At 76.9% G+C, this 13,038-nt stretch carries 7 protein-coding genes; 5 read left to right on the top strand and 2 right to left on the bottom strand.

Features of this window, described 5'->3' with window-relative positions; all coding sequences use genetic code 11:
* Positions 1 to 137: 137 nt before the first annotated feature.
* Positions 138 to 812: an HAD family hydrolase gene (locus tag AB6N24_RS04830; RefSeq protein ID WP_412868290.1), complete on the top strand. Its 675-nt coding sequence runs from the start codon at positions 138 to 140 to the stop codon at positions 810 to 812.
* Here the strand turns inward: AB6N24_RS04830 and AB6N24_RS04835 are convergent.
* Positions 809 to 1,783: a RecB family exonuclease gene (locus tag AB6N24_RS04835; protein ID WP_412868296.1), complete on the bottom strand. Its 975-nt coding sequence runs from the start codon at positions 1,781 to 1,783 to the stop codon at positions 809 to 811. The two genes, AB6N24_RS04830 and AB6N24_RS04835, sit on opposite strands and share 4 nt — an antisense overlap.
* 217 nt (positions 1,784 to 2,000) lie before the next feature.
* On the opposite strand from AB6N24_RS04835, the gene AB6N24_RS04840 reads away from it, so the two are divergent.
* The 4 genes from AB6N24_RS04840 (at position 2,001) to dop (ending at position 7,730) form a co-directional block, all read left to right on the top strand.
* Positions 2,001 to 3,158, top strand: coding sequence for a site-2 protease family protein (locus AB6N24_RS04840; protein ID WP_412868291.1), 1,158 nt, complete (start codon positions 2,001 to 2,003; stop codon positions 3,156 to 3,158).
* Between the two features lie 65 nt (positions 3,159 to 3,223).
* Positions 3,224 to 4,216 carry a tRNA (adenine-N1)-methyltransferase gene (locus AB6N24_RS04845; RefSeq protein WP_412868297.1) on the top strand — a complete coding sequence of 331 codons (993 nt, stop codon included), beginning with the start codon at positions 3,224 to 3,226 and terminating at the stop codon, positions 4,214 to 4,216.
* 169 nt (positions 4,217 to 4,385) lie between these two features.
* Positions 4,386 to 6,020: a proteasome ATPase gene (gene arc, locus AB6N24_RS04850; RefSeq protein WP_412868292.1), complete on the top strand. Its 1,635-nt coding sequence runs from the start codon at positions 4,386 to 4,388 to the stop codon at positions 6,018 to 6,020.
* Positions 6,021 to 6,110: 90 nt separating this feature from the next.
* A complete protein-coding gene (dop, locus tag AB6N24_RS04855) occupies positions 6,111 to 7,730 on the top strand; it encodes a depupylase/deamidase Dop (RefSeq protein WP_412868293.1) in 1,620 nt (539 codons plus the stop codon).
* Positions 7,731 to 7,764: 34 nt separating this feature from the next.
* Here dop and AB6N24_RS04860 read toward each other — a convergent pair whose 3' ends face one another.
* A complete protein-coding gene (locus tag AB6N24_RS04860; RefSeq protein ID WP_412868294.1) occupies positions 7,765 to 12,924 on the bottom strand; it encodes an SCO7613 C-terminal domain-containing membrane protein in 5,160 nt (1,719 codons plus the stop codon).
* Positions 12,925 to 13,038 lie beyond the last annotated feature (114 nt).

The raw sequence follows: 13,038 nt of genomic DNA on the forward strand, positions 1-13,038 counted from the left end.
CCGCGCGCGGCAGCTAGCCTCGATCGGTGCGCACCACCGTGGTGCGCGGCGTCGATCGGAGCCCCGTCTTGACCTCCCAGCCTGGCAGCGCGACAGCGAGTCGAACCCCCTCAGCAGCGCCTCCGCTGCCCGCGGCGGTGCTCTGGGACATGGACGGCACCCTCATCGACACCGAGCCGTACTGGATGAGCGCGGAGACCGAGCTCGTCGAGGCTCACGGCGGCGTGTGGACCCGTGAGGACGCGCTCGCGATGGTGGGCAGCTCGATGGCGGTGTGCGCGCGGACCCTGCGGTCGCGCGGCGTGGCGCTGCCCGACGAGGAGATCAGCGGGTTCCTCAACGCGCGCGTCGCGGCCGGCGTGGCGGCGGGGATCCCGTGGCAGCCGGGCGCACGTGAGCTGCTCGACGCGCTCGTCGCCGCGGGCGTGCCGCTCGCGCTCGTGACGTCGTCGTTCGCCGAGCTCGCCGAGCCGTTCGCGCGCGCCGTCGGCGTGTTCGACGTCGTCGTCAGCGGCGACGAGGTCACGCACCCCAAGCCCCACCCCGAGCCGTACCTGACGGCGGCCGCGCGGCTCGGTGTCGACGTCCGGGAGTGCGTCGCGGTGGAGGACTCGCGATCGGGCGTCGCCTCCGCGCACGCAGCGGGTGCACGGGTCCTGGCGGTCCAGGTGCTCGCCCCGGTCGAGCCGCTCGACGGGGTGAGCATCACCGGGTCGCTGGCCTCGGTGTCCCTCGACGTGCTCGCGGCGATCAGCGGCGGCCAGGTCGTCGACCTGCGCGGCGGCGCCACGGCGGCGCCCGCCGAGGTCTAGGCGGGCGGCGACCCCGCGCCGGACGCCCCGGTGGCGGGGGAGCCCGAGAGGGTCTGTGCCCCGCCGACGGGGACCGGCTCGACCGCCGCCTCCGCGGCGGAGCGGGAGCCCGACGGGACGACGCCGAGCACCAGCTCGACCGCCCCCTCCGGAACCTCGGGCGCCGTGCCGCCGAACGCCGGGCACCGGTCCTTGAACGAGCACCACCCGCACAGCTTCGACGGGCGCGGGCGCCACTCGCCGGACCGCGCGGTGTCCTCGATGCCGGCCCAGATCGAGCGGACCCGCTGCTCGAACGTGACCATCTCCGCCTCGCTCGGCGCGTGCCGCACGATCTGCTGGTCACCGAGGTAGACGAGCTGCAGCAGCGCGGGCAGCACACCTCGCTCGCGCTGGATCACGTACGCGTAGAACCGCATCTGGAACAGCGCGGAGCTCTCGAACCCCGGCCGCGGTGAGCGGCCGGTCTTGTAGTCGACGACGCGGACCATGCCGTTCGGGGCCACGTCGATGCGGTCGACGATGCCGCGCAGCTGCGGGCCGTCCTCGAGCTGCGTGCGGACCATGAGCTCGCGCTCGCGGGGCTCGAGCCGGTTCGGGTCCTCGAGCGTGAAGTACGTGTCGAGCAGCGTGCCCGCGCTCGCGAGCCACTCGGTGCGCTCCGCGTCGGAGGCGAACAGCTCCCGGTACGCCGGCGACTCCTCGAGGAGCGCCGCCCACTGGCCGTCGACCATCGCGCGCGCCGCCGCGGGCGTGCGCTCCCCGGCGGGCAGGTCGTAGAGCCGCTCGAGCACCGCGTGCACCAGCGTGCCGCGTGCGGCGGCCGGGCTGGCCGGCTCGGGCAGCTTGTCCACGACGCGCAGGCGGAAGAGCAGCGGGCACTGCAGGAAGTCGTTGGCCCGTGACGGCGACAGCCCGGGCACGGAGCGACGCTCGGCCTGTGCCGGCACCTCGGTGTCCGTCGCGACGATCCCCGCCGTCTCGGCGTCGCCGATGGTCTCGGGGCCACCGACGCCACCGGAGGACGCGACGCCACCGGGGGACGCGGCGCCGTCGGCCACCTCGGCCGTGACCCCCTCGGGCGCGGCGGACGGCGCAGCGAGGTCGGCCGCGTCGAGCTCGGTCAGGTCGGTCGTCACGGCACGAGCCTAGGCGGCCCCACCGACACGACGACCTAGGCTGGCGGGCGTGAGCAGCGCAGAGCGTCGGCAGGGCACCCAGGGCTGGGTCGTGGGCCGGGCCGCCGGCGCGCCGGTCGTCGTCACCCCGAGCTGGCTGCTCGCAGCCGTGGTGCTCACCGCGGCGTTCGCCCCGACGATCCAGGCCCGGGCACCGCAGCTCGGTGGGCTCACGTGGGTCGTGGCCGGCGGGTTCGTCGTCATGCTGTTCGTCTCGGTCTTCGTCCACGAGCTCGCGCACGGCTTCGTCGCGCGCGCCCGCGGCCAGGTCGTCCGCGAGTTCGCACTGACCCTCTGGGGCGGGCACACCGCGTTCGGCGGCGCCGCGCCGACCCCGGCGACGAGCGCCCTCGTGGCCGTCGTCGGCCCGCTCGCGAACGTCGCGATCGCCGCCGTGTGCTGGGTCGCCGCCCAGGCGGTGCCGTCGTCGGGCCTGCTCGGGATGCTGCTCTGGGCCGGCGCGTTCTCCAACGGCTTCGTGGCGGTCTTCAACCTCGTGCCCGGTCTGCCGCTCGACGGTGGGCGCGTGCTCGAGGCGCTCGTCTGGCGCCTCACGGGCGACCGGCACACCGGCACCGTCGCCGCCGGGTGGGCCGGTCGCGTCGTCGCCGTCGGCGTGCTCGCGTGGGCGCTCGCCCTGCCCCTGCTCGACGGCACGAGGCCGTCGCTGTTCACCGTCGGCTGGGCCGGGCTCGTCGGGGCGTTCCTGTGGAGCGGGGCGAGCGGGGCGATCCGCGAGGGTCGCACCGGGCGCCGGCTCGATCTCGTCACCGTCGAGAGCGTCGGGCTCCCCGCGACGGTCGTCCCCGCCGGCGCGACCCTCGCGGACGCCGACCGCGCCCGGAGCGCCGCCGGGGTCGACGACGTCGTGCTCGTCTCGCCCGAGGGCCGTCCGGAGGCGTACGTCGACCGGGCCGCCGCTGCCGGGGTGCCGTCCGAGCGGCGCGCGGCGACCCCCGTCGCGGCCGTCGCCGTCGTGCTGCCGCCCGGCGCCGTCGTCGACGGGACGCTGCGCGGGGCCGAGCTGGTCGGGGCCGTGGGGCACGCCACCCGCCTCTCGCCCGTGCTGGCGGTCGTCGCCGACGGGCGCGTCACGGCGCTCGTGCGGGCCACCGACGTCGTCGCGGCGCTGCGCCACGTGGGCCCGGGCGCCGCGGCGCGCTCCTAGACTCGACCCTCGTGACCCACGAGACGATCCCCCCGACCGCGCCGTCGAGCAGCACGGGAGCTGCGATGCGGCGCGGCCCGCTGCGCGAGGGGGACCGCGTCCAGCTCACCGACCCGCGCGGCCGCCTGCACACCATCACGCTGGCCCCCGGCGCGTCGTTCCACACCCACAAGGGCTACTTCACCCACGACGCGCTCATCGGGGCGCCCGAGGGCACGGTCGTCCGGAACACCGCGGGCATCGAGTACCTGGCCCTGCGGCCGCTCCTGAGCGACTACACGCTCTCGATGCCGCGCGGCGCCGCCGTGGTCTACCCCAAGGACGCCGGCCAGATCGTCGCGATGGCCGACATCTACCCGGGCGCACGCGTCGTCGAGGCGGGCGTCGGGTCCGGCGCGCTCACGATGTCGCTCCTGCGGGCCGTCGGGGACGGCGGCGCGCTGCACTCGATCGAGCGTCGTGAGGACTTCGCCGCGATCGCGCGCGGCAACGTCGAGGCGTTCTTCGGTGCGCCGCACCCGGCGTGGACGCTCTCGGTCGGGGACCTCTCGGACGTGCTCCCGGTGGCCTCGGAGCCGGCCTCGGTCGACCGCGTCGTGCTCGACATGCTCGCGCCGTGGGAGAACCTCGACGCCGTCGCGACGGCCCTGGCACCCGGCGGCGTGCTCATCGCCTACGTCGCGACCACCACGCAGCTCTCGCGCCTGGCCGAGGACATCCGCGCCGACGGCCGCTACACCGAGCCTGAGGCGTGGGAGTCGATGGTCCGCGGCTGGCACCTCGAGGGCCTGGCCGTCCGGCCGCAGCACCGCATGATCGGCCACACGGGCTTCCTGCTGACGACGCGCCGCCTCGCGGACGGCGTCGACGCGCCGCTGCGCCGCCGCCGTCCCGCCAAGGGTGCCTACCCGGACGCCGACGCGGTCGAGGGCGTCGCGAGCGCCGCGGCGGTGCCCGACGAGGCGTGGTCGCCCGAGGCGCTCGGCGAGCGGGCGATCTCCGACAAGAAGATCCGGCGGGTGCGACGCGACGTCGGTCAGGCGCCCGCGACCGACTGACCTGGTCGCCCGTCCGTCTCCGGACGCCCCGGGCGACACGGGCGCGCCACCTGGTGGCGCCTCGTGCGAGCGATTGACAGGTGTGGTTAGGGTCGCTGCAAGCGCACACCGGCGTGCACCGTGGACGACTGCCAGGGCCCGCCAGGGTCAGGGGACGGAGGCTGACGCGATGACCGACTCGGGAGCACCAGGCCGGGACCTGCAGCGTGAGCTCGCGCTGCTGTCCGCCCGGAACGAACGCATCGCGGAGGCCCTCGTGGCCGCGCGCGAGCAGATCGTCGAGCTCAAGCGCCAGCTCGACGAGCTCGCCAAGCCGCCGGGCACGTACGCGACGTTCCTCGCCGCCCGCGAGGACGGCACGGTCGACATCGTCTCCGCAGGCCGCAAGATGCACGTCGGCGCCAGCCCGACGCTGGACGTGCAGCGGCTGCGCCCGGGCCAGGAGGTCATGCTCAACGAGGCCCTCACGGTCGTCGAGGCCGGCGGCTACGAGGAGGTCGGGGAGCTCGTCACCGTCAAGGAGCTCCTCGGGACGGGGCGCGCGCTCGTCGTGGGCCGCGGCGACGAGGAGCGCGTCGTGCGCTTCGCCGGGCAGCTCCTCGAGGCGTCCGTGCGGGTCGGTGACGCGCTGACGATCGAGCCGCGCAGCGGGTTCGTGTTCGAGCGGATCCCGCGCGCCGAGGTCGAGGAGCTCGTGCTCGAGGAGGTCCCCGACATCGAGTACACCGACATCGGCGGGCTCGGCCCTCAGATCGAGACCATCCGGGACGCGGTCGAGCTGCCCTTCCTGCACCCCGAGCTGTTCCGCGAGCACGGCCTCAAGCCGCCGAAGGGCGTCCTGCTGTACGGGCCTCCCGGCTGCGGCAAGACGCTCATCGCCAAGGCCGTCGCGCACTCGCTCGCGGCGACCGCCGCCGCGGCCCGCGGGGAGGACGCCGACGAGACGAAGTCGTACTTCCTCAACGTCAAGGGTCCCGAGCTGCTCAACAAGTACGTGGGGGAGACCGAGCGCCACATCCGGCTGATCTTCGCCCGCGCCCGCGAGAAGGCGTCCCAGGGCCACCCCGTCGTCGTGTTCTTCGACGAGATGGAGTCGCTGTTCCGCACCCGCGGGACGGGCGTCTCGAGCGACGTCGAGACGACGATCGTCCCGCAGCTGCTCTCGGAGATCGACGGCGTCGAGCGCCTCGAGAACGTCATCGTGATCGGGGCCTCGAACCGCGAGGACATGATCGACCCGGCGATCCTGCGGCCCGGCCGCCTCGACGTGAAGATCAAGATCGAGCGGCCCGACGCCGAGGGCGCCCGCGAGATCTTCGCGAAGTACCTGACGGAGGGTCTGCCGATCCACGCCGACGACCTCGCCGAGCACGGCGGCAGCGCGCGCGCGGCCGTCGACGCGATGATCACCCGCGTCGTCGAGCGCATGTACACGGAGAGCGAGGAGAACCGCTTCCTCGAGGTGACCTACGCGAGCGGCGACAAGGAGGTCCTGTACTTCAAGGACTTCAACTCGGGCGCGATGATCCAGAACGTCGTCGACCGCGCGAAGAAGTCGGCCATCAAGGACTTCCTCGCGACCGGCCAGCGCGGCATCCGCGTCGACCACCTGCTCACCGCGTGCGTCGACGAGTTCAAGGAGAACGAGGACCTCCCGAACACGACGAACCCCGACGACTGGGCGCGCATCTCCGGCAAGAAGGGCGAGCGCATCGTCTTCATCCGGACCATCGTGCAGGGCAAGAAGGGCACGGACGGCTCGCGCACGATCGAGACCGTCACGAGCACCGGTCCGTACCTCTAGGCCGGCTGCCGCTGCGTCACCGCGTACCACCCGCGTCTCCGCGGGCGGACGCGAACGGGCCCATCCCGGCGAGCGCCGTAGGGTGGGCCCGTGAGTGTGCGCCGGGTCATGGGGATCGAGACCGAGTACGGGATCCTCCAGCCCGGGCGACCCAACGCGAACCCGATGCTGCTGTCCAGCCACGTGGTCGCGGTCCACGCGGCGGCGCGTGAGGGCGGTCGCACACGGGCCCGCTGGGACTACGACGACGAGGACCCGCTGCACGACGCGCGCGGGTTCCGGCTGCAGCGGGCCTCGGCCCACCCGTCGATGCTCACGGACGACCCCGAGCACGCCGCGCCGTCCGCCGACGGCCCGCAGGAGCTCGCGCGCCCGCTCGTCGAGGAGTACGAGGACCCGGGCGCCGCGAACGTCATCCTGACCAACGGTGCCCGCCTGTACGTCGACCACGCCCACCCCGAGTACTCCTCGCCGGAGGTCCGCGGCCCGCTCGACGCCGTGCGCTGGGACCGCGCGGGCGAGCTCGTCATGCTCGCCTCGGTGCGCGCCCTCGCGTCGACCTCCGCGATGCCCGACGTGTCGCTCTATAAGAACAACGTCGACGGCAAGGGCGCGACGTACGGCACGCACGAGAACTACCTCGTCGACCGCGCGGTGCCGTTCGCGGAGCTCGCGGCCCGGCTCATCCCGTTCCTCGTGACCCGCCAGGTGTACACGGGTGCCGGCCGCGTCGGGATCGGCCAGCGCGGCGAGGACCCCGGGTTCCAGCTCTCGCAGCGCGCGGACTACATCGAGGCGGAGGTCGGGCTCGAGACGACCCTGCGCCGCCCCATCGTCAACACGCGCGACGAGCCGCACGCCGACCCCGTCCGGTGGCGACGGCTGCACGTCATCATCGGCGACGCGAACCTGCTGGAGGTCGCGACCTACCTCAAGCTCGGGACCACCTCGCTCGTGCTGTGGGTGCTCGAGCGCGCCGTCGGGGACGGGCCTGCGGCGTCGGCCGCCCGGGCTGCCGTCCACACGTGGGACCGCCTCACGCTGCGTGACCCGGTCGAGGCGGTGCACACCGTCAGCCACGACCTCACGCTGACCGTGCCGCTCGAGCTCGCCGACGGCCGGCGGCTCACGGCGCTCGAGGTGCAGGGCGAGTACCTCGCGGCCGTCTCCGCGGTGCTCGAGGCCGCCGCGGACGCGCCCGACGAGGAGACGCAGGACGTCGTCGCCCGCTGGGGCTCGCTCCTCGGGCGCCTCGCCGACGACCCGGCGAGCTGCGCGCGTGAGGTCGAGTGGCTCGCGAAGCTGCGCCTGCTGGAGGGGATGCGCCGGCGCGACCAGCTGGAGTGGGACCACCCGCGCCTCGCCGCGGTCGACCTCCAGTGGTCCGACGTCCGGCCCGAGCGGGGGCTGTACCACCGGCTGGCGGCGGCGGGCGCCGTCGAGCACCTCGTGGGCGCCGACGCCGTCGACGAGGCGGTCGGGCACGCGCCGCACGACACCCGCGCGTACTTCCGGGGTGAGGTCATCGCACGGTTCGGGTCGCAGGTGTCCGCGGCGAGCTGGGACTCGGTGATCTTCGACGTGCCCGGCGCACCGACGCTGCAGCGCGTGCCGATGAAGGACCCGACCCGGGGGACCCGCGAGCACGTCGGAGGTCTCCTCGACCGCAGCGCCGACGCCGCCGAGCTCCTGCGCGCCCTCGGCGCCTGACGCGGTCCGTCGGCCCCGGCGCGCACGGGTCGGTTCAGCGCATCGCCACCACGAAGCGTGCGGCCTCCCGGGCCTCGCGGAGCCGCCGCTCGTAGGTCAGGCCGAGCCCGAGCAGCACCGCGCCGCCGAGCGCGAGCACGACCCACCACTCGACGACCTGCATCGCGGCGACCGCGGCGGGCGACGCCTGCACGACGGCGACGACGGCGAGCGCGGCGGCGCCGAGCACGAACGGCGCCTGCCAGCGCCGCACGGCGCCGACGACGACGGCAGCGGTGGCGCCGACGAGCACGAGCACGAGCCGCCACATGGTGGGCTCCCACCACCCGGTCGCGACCGGGACGACCACCGCGAGGAGCAGACCCGGCGCGAGGCAGGCCCACGAGCTCGCGTCCGCGTCGCTGCGGAGCGCGAGCACCCCCACCGCCAGCAGGGTCGCACCGAGCAGCACGAGCGGTGCGTCGACCGGCACGGTCCCGCCCCGCAAGGCAGCCAGGAGCGCCGCCGCAGCCGCGAGCACGATCCCGGCAGCCCGCACCTGAGTGGCCCGCACACCGCCGAGGGCGGCGGCGGACGAGGACGCGACCTCACCGCCGGGCACTCCGGCGACGGCGTGCTGGACCTGAGCCGCCGTGACGGTGCGCACCTGTGCGTCGCGTGCGGCACGTGCCGCGCCGGCGACCGCGAGGCAGGAACCGACCGCGAGCACCGCACCCGGACGCGCGAGATCGGCGGGGTCGTCGGCCGCCGCAGCGAGGCTCGGGGCGGCGGCGGCGAGAGCCACCGGCCAGACGCCCCACGAGCGGGGAGACGCACCCGCGATCGGCCAGGCGCGGGTCAGGAGCGCGAGGATCCCGGCGAGCACGAGGGCCGCGGCGAGGGCGATCAGCTCGACCCAGGGGCCCGACGCGGCGCTCCCGGCGTCCGCGGTGTGCCGGACCGAGGCCGCGGCGGCGAGCAGGGCCGCGACCGCGAGCGGCACGGCGCCCGCGCGAGCGAGGACGCCGGCCCTCATCAGACCCCAGCCGGCACCGAGCGCGACCGCCGCGACGGCGAGCGTCACGACGGGTCCGCCCCACGGGGCGGGGGTGAGGACGAGCGGCAGGACGAGGAAGCCGCCGAGGAACGGCCAGCTCGCGCCGGGGTCGGCGCGCGCCACGACGACGGCGCCGACCCCGGCCACGAGCAGCCCCACCGCCGCGAGGACCACGCTCGGGGGCAGGCCCGCCGGCGTGGCGGCGGACGCGAGCCACGCGAGCCCGGCGACCGCGAAGCCGAGCGGGACGAGCGGGGTGCCGAGGACCCGGCGCGGCGGTGCGGCACCGGTGACGCCCACGACGGCGACCGTCGCGCCGACGGCGAGCAGGGCGAGCGTCCGGCCCAGCGACAGCGACGACGAGGTCGGCGCGGTGACGGCGACAGCGGTCGGCACCGCCGCGACCGCAGCCACGAGCCAGACGCCGACGCGCCGGGTGGCCGCGGCGACGGGCACCGCCCGGCGGGTCAGCTCACGCAGCGAACCCGTGAGCAGCACCGCGGCGGGCAGGGACCACGCCTCGACGCCGGCGGGGTCTCCCCCCGGTCCGACGGCCCCGGCGGTCGCGAGCCGCGCCGGACCGAGCAGGGCCAGGGCGCCGGCGGTCGCGAGCAGGAGCGTGTGGGTGCCGAGCGCGGCTCGGAGCCCTCCGAGGCCGCCCGGTGCCGCAGTCGGCCCCGGGTTCGGCGCCAGGCTCGGGGTCGGGGTGCGCCCCGGTGCCGCAGCCGGCCCCGGCGTCGGGGTCGGTGGCGGTGTCCCTTCGGGACCTGAGCCCTCGTGGCTCGGGACCGGCGCTGGGTGCGGTCCCGGTGCGGCGGTCTCGTCCTCGGGTGCCGGGCGCGTCGCTCGGTGAGCGTGCGCCGACGTGACGCCGTCGGCGTCGCGCACCACCTCCGCGTCGCCGACGGCGGCGCTCGTGCGGCGGACCAGCGCCGCGCTCCCGACGAGCGCCGCCGCCAGCGCACTGGCCGCGACACCGCGCCGGACGTCGTCCTGGAGGGCGAAGGGCAGCGCCAGGAGCGCGCCCGCGGTGCCCCACCAGGTTGCGGTCCCAGCCCCGGCGCGCCGCACGGCCACGGCGAGCGCCAGCAGGCCGAGCAGGGCCACGAGCACGTCACCCGGCGGCTCGGTGAGCGTCGCCGCACCGGTGAGCGCCGCCAGGCCCGCGACCGCCAGACCCACGACGGCGAGGTCGGCGTGCTCGCGTGCCGCCGACGTCCGGCGGGCTGTCCCGAGCGCGAGCACGGCGCCGACCGTGAGCACTGCGAGGGTGCGCACGAGGCCGGCTCCGGAGTCGCGCACCGCCACGACGGTCGGGACGGCGACCGCTGCGGCGACGGCCCAGGCACCCCACGCGGCGACCCGGAGCTGCGTGGCCGACGGGTCACCCGCCAGGCGCCAGGCGGCGGCCGCCACGACCGCTGCGGCGGGCAGCGACCACGCCTCGACCGCGACCGCCAGCGGGTCGGTCGAGCCACCCGCGGCCGAGGGCTGGGCCGCCGCGAGGGCGTGGCCCCACGGGCCCAGGACGGCGAGCGACCCACCCAAGAGCGAGAGGACGTGCCGGGGGCGCAGGGTCGCCGTCCCCGCTCCGGGGCGCCGCCGCACCGCGGGGACCTCCACGAGCGCGACGAGGACGACGCCGACGACCCCGGCGACGACGTCCCGGGGGAGCCCGGCGGCGAGCTCGCCGTCGAGGAGGGCGCTCGGCACGGTCGCGAGCGCGAGCCCCGCGCCGAGCAGCGCGACGTCGCCCTCCGCGGCGGCTCGCCAACGCCGCGCGCCGACCACCGCGAGGACGAGCCCCGCAGGCGCGAGGTAGGCCTCGGGTGTCCCGATGTCGCCGGCAGCGAGCAGCACCCAGGACGCCACGGTGCCGAGCGTGAGCGTCCACCAGCGTGCCCAGCGGCGTCCGGGCGCGAGGGACCAGGCGCCGGCGGTGATCGCGGCGACCAGCAGGACGAGCGCGGCGTGGGCTGCGGAGCCGGTCGGGGCCGGGCCGGACGCCGTCGCGACGGCAGCTGCGAGCACGGCCCACCCGCCGGCCTCCGCGGCGCGGCGCGCGTGCTCGTCGTGCCCGGACGCCTCGGCCGCCGTCCCGAGCCGAGGCACGTCGTCCACCGCCGGCCCGCGCGCGAGCACCGGCGCCAGGAGCACCCCGAGGGCGCCGGCCGTCGCGACCCCGACCGCGAGCGTGCTCCCCGGCAGCACGGAGGCCAGGGCGCGCTCGAGGCCCACGACGGTGAGCGCGCCGAGCGGAGCGACGGCGGCTGCGGCGACGCGCGCCGAGCGCGGCACCGTCCGGCGACCGCGCACCGCGACCAGCACCGAGCCGGCGAGCGCGACCGTGGCGAGCAGCACGACCAGCGCTCGGCCCGCGCCGGAGCCGCCCGGGGACGACGCGGCGAACGCCCACGGCCACGCCGTGACGAGCGTCGCGGTGCCGGTCGCGAGCCAGGCGACCCGGTCCGCCGGCGCACCGCTGCGCCGCACCGCGAGCGCGGTGCAGGCGCCGACGACGAGGCACGCGGTGGCGGTGCGTGCCACCGCCGGGTCGACTCCGCCGCCGACGAGGGCCACGACCGACGCCGACCAGCCGAGCAGCGCGCCGGCAGCGAGCGCGGCGGCGCGCAGGGCCGCCGGGTGCGTGAACCACCGCCGCGTCCCGACGCTGAGCGCCGCCGTCGCTGCGAGTGCCGCGGCGAGCGGCCCGGGCGCACCCTGGGACGCCGTCAGGGCGCCGAGCACCGCCACGACCACGACCGTGCGCGCGGGGGCGCTCACGTCGAGCACCGGCCGCACCTCTGCCGCGTCGCCCACGAACGCGAGCACCGCGAGGACCAGCAGCAGGGCCACGAGACCGGTGCCGACGAGGCCGGGCCAGGCGCTCGCCAGCGCGACGGGGATCGCGACGAGCACCGCCACGGCGATCCACGACCCGACCCGGGCCTGCCGGCCTGCGGTCCGGGTGAGCGCGACCGTCGCGGCAGCGCCCAGCACGAGCGCGACCACTGTCGTCCGCCCGGGGGAGACGGCCGGCTCGACGAGCGACGCCGCGGTGACCAGGGGGAGCGCGACGACGGTGGGGACGCTCGCGAGCAGCGCCACGGTGTGCGCACCCTGTGCGGCCCACGGCTCGCCACGGCCGCGACGCGCGAGGCGCAGCCCGAGCGTGACCAGCGTCGGCGCCAGCGGCACGAGCGCCCACAGCGCTGCGGCCCCGGCCGCACCGGCCCGGACCAGCAGCACGACCACCGCCAGGGCGGCGACCGTCGCGAGCGCGCCCGAGACGGTCGCCCAGGCTCGCGCGGCACCGCCGAAGCCGGCGAACGTGGCCGTCGCACCGGAGCCCGCCGTGACGGTCCACGGCCCGGACGGCGAGCCCGGCGCGGCCGGCCCTGAGGCGGTCGGCCCCGGGGCGGCCGTCCCGGCGGCCGGCGGGACCGCGCCGTCGGCCTGCACGTCCGCCGGGCCCGTCGTGAGCCGGGCCTGGCCGGCGGCGAGCGCCGAGGCCGCCACCAGGACGGCGACGGAGGCCCATGCCGGGGCGGTCGGTGCGTCCCAGCCCGCACCGTCCAGGAGCGCCGCGACGGCTGCCACGCACGTGACGACGGCGACGAGGACCCACGCCAGCGCGCCGAGGACCGCACGCTCGACGGCGTGCCGGTCCGGGGCGGCGGTCCGACCCGCGAACCGGGCGGTGGTCAGCGCCAGCGCCACGCAGGCGAGCCCGGCGAACCCGCCCGCGGAGGGCAGGAGCGGCGCGAGCAGGAGCGGTGCGACGGGCACGAGGACGGCGCCGGAGAGCGTGCCGACGCGCAGCCGAGCACGCACTCCCCAGACCGTCAGCGCGGCCCCGCACACGAGCGTCGCGACGCCCGCGTACACCGCGGGCTCGGCCGGTCGCACGAGCCCGGTCGCCGGGACGGCCCACGCGTCCAGCAGCAGCAGCACGGCCGCGAGACCACCGACGGCCTCCGCGCTCGACGTGAGGCCCGACCGGCGCAGCCGGCTCGCGACGGCGAAGACCACCACCGTGCCGACGGCGACCGCGACCGCGCGCCCCACGAGCGGGATCCAGCCCCAGCTGAAGAGGAGGAACACGATGCTCGCCGCCGCGAGGAGGCTCGCGCCGAGCACCTGCAGCACCGTCTGCACGCGCCAGTGCGGGCGAGCCGCGCGCGCGGGCGGAGCAGGGACGGACGCCCCGCCGGAGGTCGGCGCAGCGACCGGCACGACCGCGGGCGCCCCCGCTCGCTGGGGGACGGACCG

Origin of the sequence: Cellulomonas jepli, from assembly GCF_047229345.1 — a bacterium.
Taxonomy (GTDB): domain Bacteria; phylum Actinomycetota; class Actinomycetes; order Actinomycetales; family Cellulomonadaceae; genus Cellulomonas_A.